The sequence below is a fragment of the Citrobacter freundii complex sp. 2024EL-00216 genome (assembly GCF_043945515.1).
Taxonomy (GTDB): Bacteria; Pseudomonadota; Gammaproteobacteria; order Enterobacterales; family Enterobacteriaceae; genus Citrobacter; species Citrobacter portucalensis.
Map to the genome: position 1 here is coordinate 154458 of NZ_JBIMRA010000007.1, position 15876 is coordinate 170333.

General features: G+C 53.1%; 12 protein-coding genes. All 12 read left to right on the top strand.

All coding sequences use genetic code 11. The annotated features are described in order from the left end of the window. Positions 1–230: 230 nt before the first annotated feature. The 12 genes from ACHHZ7_RS11505 to modD all read left to right on the top strand — a co-directional run bounded on the left by ACHHZ7_RS11505 (position 231) and on the right by modD (position 15875). A complete protein-coding gene (locus tag ACHHZ7_RS11505) occupies positions 231–1505 on the top strand; it encodes a Glu/Leu/Phe/Val dehydrogenase (protein WP_032943729.1) in 1275 nt (424 codons plus the stop codon). A gap of 396 nt (positions 1506–1901) precedes the next feature. Next, positions 1902–3761 carry an STY4199 family HEPN domain-containing protein gene (locus tag ACHHZ7_RS11510; protein WP_164091693.1) on the top strand — a complete coding sequence of 620 codons (1860 nt, stop codon included), beginning with the start codon at positions 1902–1904 and terminating at the stop codon, positions 3759–3761. 38 nt (positions 3762–3799) lie between these two features. Further along, a complete protein-coding gene (locus ACHHZ7_RS11515) occupies positions 3800–5911 on the top strand; it encodes a hypothetical protein (protein WP_060682093.1) in 2112 nt (703 codons plus the stop codon). Between the two features lie 275 nt (positions 5912–6186). Then, positions 6187–7257 (top strand): dihydroxyacetone kinase subunit DhaK, encoded by a 1071-nt coding sequence (gene dhaK / locus ACHHZ7_RS11520; protein ID WP_060682092.1) that lies wholly within the window; start codon positions 6187–6189, stop codon positions 7255–7257. A gap of 11 nt (positions 7258–7268) precedes the next feature. Further along, positions 7269–7901: a dihydroxyacetone kinase subunit DhaL gene (gene dhaL, locus ACHHZ7_RS11525; RefSeq protein ID WP_020996617.1), complete on the top strand. Its 633-nt coding sequence runs from the start codon at positions 7269–7271 to the stop codon at positions 7899–7901. Between the two features lie 10 nt (positions 7902–7911). Then, positions 7912–9342 (top strand): dihydroxyacetone kinase phosphoryl donor subunit DhaM, encoded by a 1431-nt coding sequence (gene dhaM / locus ACHHZ7_RS11530; protein ID WP_048235235.1) that lies wholly within the window; start codon positions 7912–7914, stop codon positions 9340–9342. A 170-nt stretch (positions 9343–9512) separates the two neighbouring features. Continuing rightward, positions 9513–11225: an alpha,alpha-trehalase gene (locus ACHHZ7_RS11535; protein ID WP_060682091.1), complete on the top strand. Its 1713-nt coding sequence runs from the start codon at positions 9513–9515 to the stop codon at positions 11223–11225. A gap of 207 nt (positions 11226–11432) precedes the next feature. Next, complete coding sequence (locus ACHHZ7_RS11540; RefSeq protein ID WP_060682090.1) at positions 11433–12455, top strand: ABC transporter substrate-binding protein; 1023 nt, start codon at positions 11433–11435, stop codon at positions 12453–12455. Between the two features lie 26 nt (positions 12456–12481). After that, positions 12482–13441, top strand: a complete 960-nt coding sequence (locus tag ACHHZ7_RS11545; RefSeq protein ID WP_375294534.1) for a FecCD family ABC transporter permease — start codon at positions 12482–12484, stop codon at positions 13439–13441. Next, positions 13438–14199 (top strand): ABC transporter ATP-binding protein, encoded by a 762-nt coding sequence (locus ACHHZ7_RS11550; RefSeq protein WP_060682088.1) that lies wholly within the window; start codon positions 13438–13440, stop codon positions 14197–14199. Before ACHHZ7_RS11545 ends, ACHHZ7_RS11550 begins: the two co-directional genes overlap by 4 nt. Positions 14200–14208: 9 nt before the next feature. After that, positions 14209–15021, top strand: coding sequence for a class I SAM-dependent methyltransferase (locus ACHHZ7_RS11555; protein ID WP_071446210.1), 813 nt, complete (start codon positions 14209–14211; stop codon positions 15019–15021). Continuing rightward, positions 15018–15875, top strand: coding sequence for a ModD protein (gene modD / locus ACHHZ7_RS11560; RefSeq protein WP_060682087.1), 858 nt, complete (start codon positions 15018–15020; stop codon positions 15873–15875). The genes ACHHZ7_RS11555 and modD overlap by 4 nt, the downstream gene beginning before the upstream one ends. Position 15876: the final 1 nt, after the last annotated feature.

The window sequence follows — 15876 nt, forward strand, 5'->3', positions numbered from 1 at the left end:
ACAATTTATGCATATTAAACTACACAAACCGCAAAACAACCGCGCTGACAGCCAAAACAAAGAATAACTATTCACCACCAAGCCAAAACCCACACTACTCATACTGATAATCCGTGTTAGCCAGACAGGCTGTTCTATGAAAAAAATGTTAAATTTAGGTTTATATGGTGAGATTCACTGTATACCACGGCCAAATTAAGAACATATTACTTTTAAAACTAAGGTTTATCATGGATAAGTTATCTTACGCTTCAGATAGCAGCACATCTGCCTGGAATACCTACCTGCAACAAATCGAGCGTGTGGCCCCTTACCTGGGCGAACTTTCCCATTGGGTGGATACCCTGCGCCACCCAAAACGCGCGCTGATTGTCGATATCCCGGTGCAGATGGATGACGGCACTATCCGTCATTTTGAAGGGTATCGCGTGCAACATAACCTCTCCCGCGGTCCGGGCAAAGGCGGTGTGCGTTATCATCCTGATGTTGATCTTAATGAAGTGATGGCCCTGTCTGCATGGATGACCATCAAATGCGCAGCGTTGAACCTGCCGTACGGCGGAGCCAAAGGCGGTGTGCGCGTCGATCCGTTCTCACTTTCTGAAGGTGAACTGGAGCGTTTAACCCGCCGTTATACCAGCGAAATCGGCATTATCATTGGGCCGCAGAAAGACATTCCTGCGCCGGATGTAGGTACGAACGGAAAAGTCATGGCCTGGATGATGGATACCTACTCCATGAACCACGGCACCACCGTGACCAGTGTGGTCACCGGTAAACCTATTCACCTCGGCGGCTCGTTAGGCCGTGATAAAGCCACCGGTCGCGGCGTTTTCGTCAGTGGTCTGGAAGTCGCGCGTCGTGCAAACATTGAAGTTGAAGGCGCTCGCGTGGCGGTACAAGGTTTCGGTAACGTCGGCAGCGAAGCCGCCCGCCTGTTCGCCGCAGCGGGTGCGCGTGTCGTCGCTATTCAGGATCACACCGCAACGCTGTTTAACTCCACGGGTATCGACATGACCGCGCTGTCTGCCTGGCAGTTGGAGCACAAACAGATTGCCGGTTTCCCAGGCGCTGAAACCATCGCCAGCGAAGCCTTCTGGAGCGTGGAGATGGATATCCTGATCCCTGCCGCGCTGGAAGGACAGATTACCCGTCAGCGTGCAGAAATACTGACCTGCAAACTGGTACTTGAGGGCGCTAACGGCCCGACTTACCCGGATGCCGATGATATGCTGGCAAGCCGCGGTATCATCGTGGTACCTGACGTCGTATGTAACGCAGGCGGCGTAACCGTCAGCTACTTCGAATGGGTCCAGGACATGGCAAGCTTCTTCTGGAGTGAAGAAGAGATCAACAATCGCATGGACAAAATCATGACTGATGCGATGGTGCACGTATGGGAAAAAGCAGCTGAGAAATCCTGCTCCCTGCGTACCGCAGCCTACATTGTTGCCTGCGAACGCATTCTGCTGGCACGTAAAGATCGCGGAATTTATCCGGGCTAATACGACGGCAGATATGCCAACGTTTTTGACCGACGATAAACGCCAGTCGTGAGTTACGCCAATAATGCTGCATTATTTGTGGCATTATTGGCGTGTAGTAGCCTGATTCATCTGCCCCGCTTTCTGCGTTTTACTTACCCAATATCTGCGCATTTTGTTAGCCAATAAACATTAAATTCCATCGCTGCAACCATAATTTGCGTTAAGAACCCATAGCAACGCATTATTGGTTGCAATGTCTACTACCAATATTACGCCCCCCATATATATTGACGAACCGATTAAAAATCCCGAATAATTGTCGAATTATGGCATTCTGGCTGCAGGGAAAGTTGCCTGACACAGTGCGATTAGATCGGGCCGGGAAAACTCAGCGAATAACCACGTGAGAATATAATGGTCGATCATTCATCTGCTTCTGAGCACAACCATTTTACTCGTTGCCTGTCTCTTTTCGACAGCGCGTTTCCACAAATTTTATCCCTGCTGGGTATGCCAGCCCCCACGCAACTTTCGCCTGATACGTTTTATTATTCACTTGATAAAGCCCGAGAGAGATTGGGCAACTGGAGCAGTGTAGCGGCCCGGTTTAACTATAATGAGCAGGAAATGGCGAGCTTTCTTGCGGCATTACGCACCTTGAACAAATGGCTCGGCAGAAATACAGATGGCCAGCCTGCCGACAGAAATCTGACCATTGCCGCGTTGCGTTTTTTGTGGCAGCTCGAATATTTGCGAGAAAAACAGCCTCAATTAACTTATTCAACGACGCTGCATAACGAAGGCGAAGAAAAGCAGTTACGTAGTTTGCAGCAGGTACGAGCATTAGAGCTGACCATTCGTAGTTTAATTAATGAAGCGTACAATAACCAACAAGCCCTACTTGAGCACCTAAACAAACTATTTGGTCAGGAACGTGTAAAAAAATGGCTCAACGTTGCCGATCGTGATGACGTATTGAGCGGTACCCTTTTCAGTGAACTCGCCTCACTATTTATTGATAAAGACGAATATCCCATCCACTACTCTCCACTTTATCAATATACCCCTTTGCTCAGCTTTGTTAACGATAAACGTAGAACACTGAATACCTTTCTTGACGATATTCGCGTAATTCGCAACCGTCTGGCGCATCATAAGCGGGTAACCTCCGTCCAAACAACATTGATGAATTACTATTACCAAGAAATTACTGAGCCGGTACAGGAGGCCTTCGACGAAGGCCGGGTAAAAGTTAACCCTGATCGCTTTTTTGATGACAGCAATGCTGAGGTTGCTCACTATTTCGAACAGACAGCCCAAAAAATTGAAAATCTCGGCGGTGACGTTCAGGAAATAAAGGATGATCTGGTGGCTCAGGCTCAGGATATTGGAAAAATCAAAATTGATACGCGCATCATTCGCAATCGAGTAGCCTGGGTGCTGGGCGGTATCGTCGTCATTATTGTTGGCTCAGTACTGACTTTCGGAACCTCAACCAAGACGCTGGTGAATACGGAGTCCATCCGTAGCGATCTCGGGGAAGTGGGTAAAACGGTTGCTGGGGCGAAAAAAGAAACCAGTAACGATCCGCGTAAAGAACTGGCGAATATCGGCATTGCCTGGGATGAAAAAAATCTTCGCGCCGCTATCGATCGCGGTGATACCCAGGTTGTCAATCTGTTTCTTGCCGGAGGCATGCGCTGGAAACTGTATTATGCCGAAGCCGCATTACAGGAAGATCGCCAGGAAACGTTGAATGCCCTATTACAATCAGCGTCGTTGATGGATGAAAAAAACGGCTGCCTCAGAATGGCCGGTAAATTACGTCAGCAAGCGGACCACAATGGCACGCTGACCCCCATACAGATTCGTTATTTAAAAACATTCTGTTCTTCTGCCAAGGATGTTCAGGGTATTAAAGCGGAACTGGACAGAGCGCTTAATTTTGAGAAAGCCCAGAAGAAAGCTTACGATGAAGAAATGGCCAAAAATGAACCTGCAGGTCGCTGTGAGCGCCGTCTGATGGCCGATAATGCGCGTGAGTTACTGGCTGACGCGGCGCAATTTTCACTGCAAAGACCGACCACTTATTCACTCCATGATGTGTTATTGAAAGAACTGAATACGCGTCTGATGTTCGGCACACTCAACGAGGCAGAGTTAAAAAGCCTGGTTAAGAACTACTGCGTAAAACAAGAAAACCATGAACCCAATATTGCGATTGGCGATAACTGGAGTCGCTCACAACGGGTCATTTATAACGTAGTCAAATAATGAGCGATCCAACAACACATTCATCGAAAGAGAATTATATGTTCGCATTCAATAATGCATGGCCGCTGTTTACTTTCGAGTTCAATCCGTCGCAGCGTGATGCACCGGCAGGCAGCCTACTGATCGGATTGGGCGACGGCAATGATACGGAAAGCCAAAAGGGTGTCGCGCTCAATAACAAAGGATACCGTGCAGGTCACTACAATTCGGTGAGTGAACTGGTGGCAAATGCCGACGATCGTCAATGGTCTATATGGCGCAGTAAACTCTCAAGTGTCCAGGGAATACAACGAATCGTTATCGAAGATTTCTCTCTGGATACCTGTTTTACGCTGTTGCTGTTTTTGAACCATCTCGATGCCGCTGGTTCGCTGTCGCTATCAACACATCCGTGGCTGGAATACGTCACCGCATGGGAAAGCGGTATTTATCTGGACGGTGATGATACAACTCGATCTGCCGCTTGCTTGTTATCCGCACTCGCGCATAGCAGCCTGTGCGAGCAATCCATGGATGATACTGCCGTTGTTCGCCACAACATGCTGGCCTGCCTTCGCCTGTTGAGCGATATGATGATAGCCAACCCAGACCCCACCGCAGGCATTATGCCCATGCACACGCAATGTTATGCAAGTGCGGTCGCAAGTCTGGCGTATGAGCAACAGATTTACCAACACGTTATCAAGCGTTCGGTTACCTGCCAACTCCTGCTGGATCTCGGCACAGGCCGGCGGCAAACGGTGGTTGATGCACTGTTTATTACCGAAACGCTCCCCTCTGGTATGTTGAAAATTCTCGCGCGGTGCGATAAAGAACGCAGTTGGACGCACAACGGATTTGGGTTGCTGGCCATTTATCGACCGCGAGAAGTGGGTACGGGAAATGATATCGTTATTTCGCTCAACCCGATTCAGGGGACACGCCTTGATGCCCTGTGGTCCGCTCTGGAACAACGTGAAGATGTGGCCTGGCAAGGGCTACGCCCGCGCGATACTCCGCGTTTTCTCGAAAGCTATCGCCTGGCCGGAAGCGATAAATTGATCCCAGGCGCACCGAACCAACCCTGGTACGACGATCAAGGCAGAATGACGCTAATTGCGGCACCGAAGCAGCTTGCGCTCGGAGAGCCCGGCTCGAAACTGACCTGGCAAAAAGACGTTTTGCCCGCAATCTGGGAAAATTATTTTACCCGTTATCTTGATAACGCCATTGTGCCAATAGCTTTACCCGAACTTGATTGCCGCACAAAAGGTAAATGCATTCGTGTCTATCAGCATCGCATCCCGGAGGGTGGTGATATTACGATCGTCCCGCTGATGCGAATGATCGATACCCCCACCTTTCATGCCTGGCTGGCAGCACAGAGCGATAGCACGCGCGTCGTTAGGAGTCCTGCGGATCTCCCCCCCACCAGCGAGTACCACTGCCAATGGTACAGCAATATTCTGGTTATCGCTCACCGTCATGGCGTCACAATCTTCTGTCGCGAAGAAGAGGATAAACATCTGGCGATACTGATTAAAGCGGCCATTTCTGTAGCGGATGTAAGCCATGAGTATGAAAATTTTCTGGCGAACTCTGCCCAACAGATTGAACAGTGGCTCAAGGATCTGCTCGAGTCGCAGCAAAAACACAACCGAAAGGGAAAAATTCGTCGTCTATCTGACTGGTCCGAAATGATGCTGGAAACCAAAGCCCAGGCGCTAAAAGCCATGAATAAAGGTGCTTTAGTCGGCAACGATGCCCTACATAACCAGCTGAGTGAAGATCTCTCTCGGCAGTGGGGATTGTCTGAGCAACGTCAGGAGCTCATGACGCAGATAGAGCAATTGGATCAGCTCATGCGCCAGGCTATTAGTCAGCGTCAGGAAAAACGCCAACGTATTTACGGCGCACTGTTTTCTGCTTTAGCACTCGGCGCGGCGGCTAACCATATTTGGGAACCGATTAAAGAGATAAAAACAACAAACCTTTATGAATGGCAACTCATGCTATTCAAAGAGCAGCCAGCCCCGGCAATGGACAAGTTACAGACGATTGCTGCAGATGCCGCGCGATATGAAGTCTATACCCTGGCTATTCTGCTAATTTTTGGTTTTATTGGTTTTATCTTGTTCTGGTTTTTCGATTTTAATGGCAAAGAAGAGTAAGGAATAACGTTTTACTCATGATGCCGTCAGCATAAACTTTGCCGCATCTCTCACTTCCGCTGTTTTATGCACCACCACGTTTCAATATGGAACATTAAAAGATGCTAATGTTCCGTATTGAAACACCAATCACATCAATTTTCTTTTGACTACCCGTGTGCAAAATTACCTTATCGGCAGCGAGCGGTCGCCGTGACGTTGAACCAACCGATACCCTACATCAGATGCCTGCCCGAATTTGGCAGCCATCCAGGACTGTCTGCGGAGCATAAATAATGAAAAAATTGATCAACCGTGTTGAAGACGTACTGAATGAACAACTCGCCGGACTGGCGAAAGCGTATCCTTCCCTGGCACTGCATCAGGATCCTGTATATGTCACCCGCGCAGATGCGCCGGTGATGGGCAAAGTGGCTCTGCTTTCCGGTGGCGGCAGCGGACACGAACCTATGCACTGCGGCTACATTGGTCAGGGCATGCTCTCTGGCGCCTGTCCAGGTGAGATTTTTACCTCACCCACGCCGGATAAAATGTTCGAATGCGCCATACAAATTGACGGTGGCGAAGGCGTGCTGCTGATAATCAAAAATTACACCGGCGACATTCTTAATTTCGAAACCGCCACCGAGCTGCTGCATGAAAGCGGTGTCAAAGTCACCACCATGGTGGTGGATGACGACGTGGCGGTGAAAGACAGTTTGTATACCGCCGGTCGACGTGGTGTGGCGAATACTGTATTGATCGAAAAACTGGTCGGCGCGGCCGCCGAACGCGGTGATTCGCTGGAAGCCTGTGCGGCGTTGGGCCGTAAGCTGAATAACCAGGGCCACTCCATTGGCATAGCCATTGGCGCCTGTACCGTTCCAGCCGCTGGACAACCGTCGTTCACGCTGCAGGATAACGAAATGGAGTTTGGCGTAGGTATCCACGGGGAACCCGGCATTGACCGTCGCCCCTTCACCTCTCTCGATCAGACCGTTGATGAAATGTTCGATACCCTGCTGGAAAACGGTAACTACAGCCGTACACTCCGCCACTGGGACAACGTCCAGGGCGCGTGGCAGGAAGGTAAAGAAAGCAAGCGTGCGTTACAAAGTGGCGATCGCGTTATTGCGCTGGTCAATAATCTCGGTGCGACGCCGTTGTCTGAACTCTTCGGCGTGTATAACCGCCTGGAAAGCCGTTGTCAGGATGCAGGCATCGTCATTGAGCGCAACCTGATCGGTTCTTACTGTACCTCTCTGGATATGACCGGTTTCTCGATCACCCTGTTACAGGTAGATGACGAAACGCTGAGATTATGGGATGCACCGGTTCACACCCCTGCCCTCAACTGGGGTAAATAAGGAGATTCATGATGTCCCTCAACAGAACGCAAATTGTTAACTGGCTCTATCGTTGCGGCGAGATCTTCACCACAGAAAGTGATTTTCTCACCGGACTTGACCGAGAGATCGGCGATGCCGACCACGGTCTGAACATGCATCGTGGTTTCAGCAAAGTCGTTGAAAAGCTGCCGTCCATCGCAGACAAAGACATCGGCTTTATTTTGAAAAACACCGGTATGGTGCTGCTCTCAAGCGTCGGCGGGGCCAGTGGACCGCTGTTTGGCACCTTTTTTATTCGCGCCGCTCAGGTGACTCAGGCTCATCAAAGCCTGACGCTTGAAGAGTTGTATCAAATGATGCGTGATGGCGCAGAAGGTGTGATTAGCCGCGGTAAGGCTGAACCTGGCGACAAAACCATGTGCGACGTCTGGCTACCGGTTGTCGAATCCTTACGTCAGTCCTGCGAGCAAAAGTTAAGCGTACAGGCAGCGCTGGAAGCGGCAAGCCAGCAAGCGGAAGCCGCAGCGCAAAGCACCATCACCATGCAGGCTCGCAAAGGCCGTGCCAGCTATCTTGGTGAGCGCAGTATTGGGCATCAGGATCCCGGCGCAACGTCGGTCATGTTTATGATGCAAATGCTAGCTCAGGCGTCCAGAGAGTAAGGATAAAGCGATGGTAAACCTGGTTATTGTTTCTCACAGCGCCCAACTGGGCGAAGGCGTCGGTGCGCTGGCCCGGCAGATGTTAATGGGCGGTGATTGCAAAATCGCCATTGCCGCAGGCATTGATGATCCTGAGAATCCGATTGGCACCGATCCGATCAAGGTGATGGAAGCCATCGAGTCCGTGGCCGATACGGACCACGTGCTGGTGATGATGGATATCGGTAGTGCATTACTGAGTGCGGAAACCGCGCTGGAACTGCTCGACCCTGGCATTGCCGCCAAAGTGCGTTTGTGCGCAGCACCACTGGTTGAAGGCACACTGGCCGCGACGGTTAGCGCCGCCGCGGGTGCTGATATCGATCGGGTCATCCGTGATGCCATGAACGCCCTCGACGCCAAATGTGAGCAACTGGGTTTACCTTCGCCATCCGCAGCGAAACCCGCATCTGCTGCACTGTCTCCCGATGCAGATGCCCGTTCTGTTGCCATTGTGGTGAAAAACCCTAACGGCATCCACGTTCGCCCGGCTTCGCGGCTGGTTTCCGCGTTGTCTGGTTTTAACGCCGACATGTGGCTGGAGAAAAACGGCAAGTGTGTGGTTCCTGATAGCCTGAATCAGATAGCTCTGCTGCAGGTACGCTGTAATGACACGCTGCGCCTGATTGCCAAAGGCGAACAGGCAGAGGATGCGCTGGCCGCATTTAAACAGCTGGCAGCGGAGAATTTTGGTGAATCGCTCGAGTCCGCTAATGCTGATAACAAGGCAACTCAGGCTCCCTCAAAAGTCACGGGGACGGCATTCTGTCACACGCCGTTCTCGCCCGAGGTAAACCCGCAGCCAGCCGCATCACTCCAGGCTGAGCAACAGCGATTACAGACCGCCATCCAAAGTACGCTGAACGATCTGAGCGAACTCACTGCACTTGCTGAAGAACGATATTCCGCAGATATCGCCGCCATCTTCTCCGGTCACCATACGCTGTTGGACGATCCTGAACTGTTTGAAATGGCCTGCGATGTAATGCGCGAAAAGCAGTGCAGCGCCGCCTGGGCCTGGCATCAGGTGCTGAGCGATCTCAGCCAGCAGTATTTACAGCTCGATGATCCTTATCTGCAGGCGCGATACATTGATATTGAAGATTTGCTGTCCCGTTCACTGCAGCATTTGACGGGAGAGAGCGCACAAATTCCCGCGTTCTTGCGCCCCACTATCCTGGTCGCTGATGTCATTTATCCGTCTACGGTACTGCAACTCGATCCGAAGACCATCAAAGGTATCTGCCTGCGGGACGGCAGCGAAGCCTCACATCCGGCGATTATCGCTCGTGAAATGGGCCTGTGCTGGATGTGTCAGCAAGGCGCGGCTCTCGATAGCATCAAGATGGGCGATACTCTGACCATTGACTGTGTCACACAGCGGATAACCCGCGCAAACTGATTCCGAAGCACACCCTTTCCAACAAAGGGTGTGCTTCTTCTCTATTCACGCCGGGAAATGTCTGTTTATTCGCAAAATGGGGAGCCGATCACGCGCAACGGTCATTCCTGAACTAAGGTTTTCTCATGGTAAATGCCGCTACTTCGGCACGCCGCTAAGGAGATTAACCGATGATAACGCCAGCAACTCGCCATCCTGGCCTGCTCTCTGTTGCAATAAAACTGACGCTCGCAAGCACCTTTTTTGCCCTTTCCTCTTTTGCCGTCAACGCCGAGGACGCACCAGCCGCTACGCCTGCGCCGCCTGATATTCTGCTTGGCCCCCTGTTTAACGATGTACAAACAGCCAAACTGTTTCCTGACCAGAAAACCTTTGCGGACGCGGTGCCAAACAGCGATCCATTAATGATCCTTGCCGATTACCGGATGCAGAAAAACCAGTCCGGATTCGACTTACGCCATTTTGTGCAAGTGAATTTCACCTTGCCGAAAGACGGCGAGAAATACGTGCCCCCGGCCGGGCAATCATTACGCGAACATATCGATGGCCTGTGGCCGGTACTCACCCGTTCGACAACCGACGCTGAAAAATGGGATTCGCTGCTGCCGCTCCCGGAACCGTATGTGGTACCTGGCGGGCGTTTTCGCGAAATATATTATTGGGACAGCTATTTCACCATGCTGGGGCTTGCCGAGAGCAATCACTGGGATAAGGTCTCGGACATGGTGGCAAACTTCGCTTACGAGATTGATTCCTGGGGACACATTCCTAACGGCAACCGCACCTACTACCTGAGTCGTTCGCAACCGCCGTTCTTTGCCTTTATGGTTGAACTACTGGCGCAGCACGACGGGAATGACGCGCTGAAAAAATACCTCCCACAGATGCTCAAAGAGTACAGCTACTGGATGGAAGGCGTCGAAACACTCCAGCCCGGTCAGCAAAATAAGCGCGTAGTTAAACTGGATGACGGCACCATTTTGAACCGCTACTGGGATGAGCGCGATTCGCCTCGGCCAGAGTCCTGGGTAGAGGATATTGCCACCGCTAAAAGCAACCCAAACCGCCCGGCCACAGAAATCTACCGCGACCTGCGTTCAGCTGCCGCATCCGGCTGGGATTTTAGTTCCCGCTGGATGGACAATCCTAATCAGCTGGGCACTCTGCGCACCACCAGCATCGTTCCGGTCGATCTCAATGCGCTAATGTACAAAATGGAAAAAATGATCGCCCTCGCCAGCAAGGCTGCTGGTGATGATGCCAAAGCGGCGCAGTACGATGGCTTCGCTAATGCCCGACAAAAAGGGATCGAGAAGTACCTGTGGAACGACAAAGAAGGCTGGTATGCCGACTACGATCTGAAAAGCCACAAAGTACGCAACCAGCTCACGGCTGCCGCCCTGTTCCCGCTATATGTCAATGCAGCGGCAAAAGATCGCGCCAGTAAAGTCGCCACGGCCACCCAGGCACATCTGCTGCAACCGGGCGGCCTTGCTACCACGTCGGTGAAAAGCGGCCAGCAGTGGGATGCCCCCAATGGCTGGGCCCCGCTCCAGTGGGTAGCAGCATCCGGGTTACAGAATTACGGTCAGGATACTGTTGCCATGGACGTGACCTGGCGATTCCTCACCAATGTTCAACACACCTACGATCGCGAGAAAAAGCTGGTTGAGAAGTATGACGTGAGCACCACTGGAACCGGCGGTGGCGGCGGTGAGTATCCGTTGCAGGATGGTTTCGGCTGGACCAACGGCGTAACGCTGAAAATGCTCGACCTGATTTGCGCCAAAGAAAAGCCCTGTGACAACGTACCCGCATCACGACCTACCCCGGCAAGTACTGCGCCAGTCGAGTCTAAAAAACAGACTCAACCGACGCCATAACATCATAGCCTGAGCCGTTTTACTTCCTGAATCCGCGCTTCGTCGCGGATTTTTCTTTCTTATATTTCCCCCTTCCAGCTGTCTCTATGGCCTCTAGCCCTTATGGGGTATCCGGGGTTTTCATCCGTGAGAAATTGATTCTGAACATGTTTTTATTCGCTGTATATGTAAATATATAGCGATTTTGTAACCTTCAGGATAACAATAATGCCACTGACAAGACGGATGTTTGCCCAACTCGTGGCATCTGCACTGCTGCTACGTCATCTTCCCGCGTTTGCTCAAACCTCGCTGACTGTGGCCATTGGAGACTCTCCGAAGCCAGAAACGACCCAACGCGTGGTCAGCGCGGGCGCGCCTGCTGACATGCTGCTGCTGGCCGTCGCACCGGAAAAACTGGTGGGGCTTTCCTCCTTTGATTTCTCTCGCCAGACCGCCATCCCGTTTAACGATAACATTCGGACTTTGCCGAAACTCGGCAGGCTGGCGGGGCGCGCCAGCACGCTCTCGCTTGAAGCACTCCTGGCGCTTAAACCTGACCTGGTTATTGACTGCGGTAATGCCGATGAAACCTGGCTTTCTCAGGCCAGACAAGTGAGCGCACAAACACACATTCCCTGGCTGCTGATTAACGGCGAATTGTGCCATACCCCAGAACAGTTACGCGCAGTCGGTGAAGTATTGGGCGTCGTCTCGCGAACCGCAATGCAGGCCGCGCTGGCCCGTCGATTTATCGATGATGCAATAGCTTTCTCGCATTCACCCGCGGCGAATCTGCGTTTTTATGCCGCGCGCGGTGCCAGAGGACTGGAGACTGGTTTACAAGGTTCTCTGCATACCGAAGCAGCAGAACTACTGGGGTTGCACAATGTGGCGCACATCCCCGGACGACAGGGGCTCACACAGGTCTCAATGGAAAATCTGCTCAGCTGGCAGCCGGATATTATCCTGGTGCAGGATGCAGTGACAGCGCAGTTCCTACGAGAAGATCCGGTCTGGCAAGGGGTCAAAGCGGTTGCTGACCGGCGCATTCTGTTTCTCAGCGGTCTGCCGTTTGGCTGGCTGGATGCACCTCCTGGCATCAACCGTTTACTGGGGTTACGCCGCCTGCACGCCTGGCTTGATCCACAGGTTGAAGCGAGCTTTAAAACCGATATGCAGAACTACAGTGAATTGTTCTGGCACACCACGCTAAGCGACGCACAGTATCAAAGGTTGGTGGCAGTCTGATGAAAACATCAACCCTCGGTTTTCTGATGATTGCTGCGGTGGTGCTTTGCGCGAGCGTCGCCGCGGTATCAGGCGCGTATCGCCTGGATGCACAACAGGTTTTGAATCTCGTGGCCGGTGCAGATGGCGTTCCAATGCAGGACAAAATCGTCTTCTGGCAAATCCGCCTGCCACGCATACTGGCTGCATTGCTGCTCGGCGCGGCGCTGGCGGGCGCAGGAACCACCTATCAGGGCATGTTCCGCAACCCGCTGGTCTCACCGGATATTCTCGGCGTGGCGGCGGGTGCGGGTTTAGGTGCCTGTTTAGCAATCCTGTTAGGTTTACCGATCCTGTTCATTCAGCTGTATGCGTTCATGGGCGGTTTATTCGTGGTCGCCGGTGTCTGGTTGATTACCCGGCGAGTCAAGCGTCACGACCCGGTGTTAACACTTGTGCTGGTCGGGATTGCGCTGGGTACGGTATGTGGCGCGGGAATTTCGCTTATCAAAACGCTGGCCGACCCGTATACCCAACTCCCGTCTATCACCTTCTGGCTGCTTGGCGGGTTATCGACGATCACTTTGCACGACCTGTGGTTCTCGGCACCGCTGATCTTGGCAGGACTGGTCCCGCTATTGCTGCTGCGCTGGCGCATGAACCTGCTCACCCTGTCGGATGATGAAGCACGATCGCTTGGGATCAACGTCTCGCGATTGCGGCTGGGACTGATCGTCGGCGCAACGCTAATCACCGCCTGTACCGTTGCCATCGCGGGCATTATCGGCTGGATTGGGCTGGTTGTACCGCACATCGGCAGACTCCTCAGTGGCAATAACCACCAGCAGTTGCTGCCAGTTTCCATGGGGATCGGCGCCATTTTGCTGCTGCTCACCGATACTCTTGCCCGCACGCTGAGCAGCACAGAAATCCCGCTGGGGATCCTGACGGCATTTATTGGCGCACCGTTCTTTTTGCTGCTTTTGCTACGGGGAAATCGCCCATGACGCTTCTGACCGTCCGCCATGCGTCGTTGGGATACCACAGTCACCAGCCCGTGTTACGCGATGTCTCATTTCAGGTTTCGCCCGGCTCCGTCTGTTGTCTGATTGGGGCCAACGGCAGTGGAAAAACCACCCTGATGCGCACCATTCTCGGCGTTCTTTCGCCGCTTCACGGTGACATTCTGCTTGATGGCGTCGCCATAAATCATCTCAGCGATCGGCAACGCGCCGCCGCTATTGCCTGGGTTCCTCAGGCACATGACGGCGCGTTTGCCTTCACTGCGCTGGACATGGTGATGATGGGGCTGGCCCCGCAATTGGCGGCATTTGCGGTTCCCGGCGCTAAAGAGCGTGAAAATGCGCACCAGCAGATGACGATGCTGGGAATCTCTCACCTGGCGCCCCGACGCTGGAACACGCTGAGCGGCGGAGAGCGGCAACTGGTGTTAATTGCCCGCGCGCTGGCGCAGCGTCCGCGTCTTTTGTTGCTGGATGAACCTGCTTCCAGCCTGGATTTTGGGCATCAAATCCGTCTGCTCGACACGCTGGTGACGCTGAAAAATTCGGGTATGGCCCTGCTGATGTCGACGCATCATCCGTTGCACGCCCGGGCAATTGCCGACAGCGTGGTACGCGTTGAACCGGATGGCGAAGTGTCACAAGGGCTTCCTGAACATCAGCTTGCCACCGATCGCCTGGCGGAACTGTATCGCGTTACACCGTCACAAATCGCTCACCATCTCTTTGGCTCACATAACTAAGGAATAATAATGCTCATTGACGACATTGATTTTGCCGATCTTTACCGTAAACAGTTACAGCTGGCGAACAGAACCGAGAAAAAGCCGGAGCACTGGGATAAACGTGCGGAAAAAATGGCGGAAAATTGCGCCTCATTAACCGACAGCTATCTGCTGCAACTGCTGGGGAAAATCGACCTGAAAGGGGCGGAGTCGCTGTTTGACATGGGTTGCGGTCCCGGTACCGTCTCGCTGGCGCTGGCTAAAAAGATGCCAATAATTTACGGCGTAGATTACAGCCAGGGCATGCTAAGCGTAGCTGCCCGCCGCGCTGCGCAAATGAACGCCCGTCACGTGCAGTGGGTGCAGCGGGCCTGGGAGGAACACTGGGATGATTTACCCCAGTGCGATATCGCCGTCGCCTCGCGCTCTACGCTGGTTGCCGATATGCGCCAGTCGATGACCAAACTGAATAATCAGGCCCGACTGCGGGTTTACACCACTCATCTCGTCAGTTCATCTTTCGTTTCCCCCACCATTCAGCGTGCACTGGGCCGCGAAGTGATTGAGCTTCCCAACTATATCTATGCGCTTAATGTCCTGTATCAGATGGGGATCCACGCGCATGTTGATTTTATCCGCGGACCCAACTGCCAGCAGGACAACAGCACCTGGACGCGTTTTCTGGAAAACGTGCGCTGGAGTATGGGTGAACTGAGCGCCGACGAGGTCGAACGTCTGGAAACCTGGTATCAACAGCAGGATCCACGCACGATTGCCCCCGCCAGCCGTGACTGGGCGCTTATCTGGTGGGACAGCGTGCCGCGGGAGGCGCTGCGATGATCTACTTTTCGCAGGCGCAAACCGACGCGCTGCTGCTGGAAGATATTCAGGGCGGCGATCTGACTACCCGCGCGTTGGGGATCGGCGCACAGCCGGGCGTTATGGCGTTTTACCATCGCCAGGGCGGATGCGTTAGCGGCACCGCCGTTGCCAGACAAATGCTCACCTCATTAGGGCTGACCGTCAGCGACATGGTGGCCGATGGTGAACAGGTAAGTGCAGGACAGCGATTGATTCGCGCACATGGGAATGCGGCGGCGCTACACCAGGGTTGGAAAGCGGTACAAAATGTCCTGGAGTGGAGCTGCGGGGTTTCGGGCTATCTTGAGTGCATGTTGAGCCAACTGCGCCAACGCTATCCTGATGGGCAGATTGCCTGTACCCGAAAAGCCATTCCCGGCACGCGTTTGTTGGCGACTCAGGCAATACTCGCCGCGGGAGGCATTATCCATCGCGGAGGATGCGCCGAAACGGTACTGCTGTTTGCTAATCACCGTCATTTTCTTACCAACCCAAACGACTGGGCCGGCGCGATTGCGCGCTTACGCCGCCATGCGCCAGAAAAAAAGATTGTGGTTGAAGCAGATACGCCAGATGAGGCATTAGCCGCGCTACGCGCCGCGCCCGATGTCCTGCAACTCGACAAATTTACCCCTGAGCAAGCAACAGAAATTGTCCGCCAGACCCCTTCTCTGGCCCCCCATTGCACGCTGGCGCTGACTGGCGGCATTACCCTCGCCTCGCTGGCGAGTTATCTCGACTGTGGCATCAGACTTTTCATCACTTCCGCGCCTTACTACGCTCCGCCCGCGGATATCAAAGTTAGCCTGAGCCCGGACGCACGTGGCATATAAC

Bases quoted from the DNA above. Each gene is read 5' to 3' on its own strand.
- ACHHZ7_RS11505 (WP_032943729.1), top strand. From the start codon at position 231: ATGGATAAGTTATCTTACGCTTCAGATAGCAGCACATCTGCCTGGAAT.
- ACHHZ7_RS11540 (WP_060682090.1), top strand. From the start codon at position 11,433: ATGCCACTGACAAGACGGATGTTTGCCCAACTCGTGGCATCTGCACTG.
- dhaK (WP_060682092.1), top strand. From the start codon at position 6,187: ATGAAAAAATTGATCAACCGTGTTGAAGACGTACTGAATGAACAACTC.
- dhaL (WP_020996617.1), top strand. From the start codon at position 7,269: ATGTCCCTCAACAGAACGCAAATTGTTAACTGGCTCTATCGTTGCGGC.
- ACHHZ7_RS11510 (WP_164091693.1), top strand. From the start codon at position 1,902: ATGGTCGATCATTCATCTGCTTCTGAGCACAACCATTTTACTCGTTGC.
- ACHHZ7_RS11515 (WP_060682093.1), top strand. From the start codon at position 3,800: ATGTTCGCATTCAATAATGCATGGCCGCTGTTTACTTTCGAGTTCAAT.
- ACHHZ7_RS11555 (WP_071446210.1), top strand. From the start codon at position 14,209: ATGCTCATTGACGACATTGATTTTGCCGATCTTTACCGTAAACAGTTA.
- ACHHZ7_RS11550 (WP_060682088.1), top strand. From the start codon at position 13,438: ATGACGCTTCTGACCGTCCGCCATGCGTCGTTGGGATACCACAGTCAC.
- ACHHZ7_RS11535 (WP_060682091.1), top strand. From the start codon at position 9,513: ATGATAACGCCAGCAACTCGCCATCCTGGCCTGCTCTCTGTTGCAATA.
- ACHHZ7_RS11545 (WP_375294534.1), top strand. From the start codon at position 12,482: ATGATTGCTGCGGTGGTGCTTTGCGCGAGCGTCGCCGCGGTATCAGGC.
- dhaM (WP_048235235.1), top strand. From the start codon at position 7,912: ATGGTAAACCTGGTTATTGTTTCTCACAGCGCCCAACTGGGCGAAGGC.
- modD (WP_060682087.1), top strand. From the start codon at position 15,018: ATGATCTACTTTTCGCAGGCGCAAACCGACGCGCTGCTGCTGGAAGAT.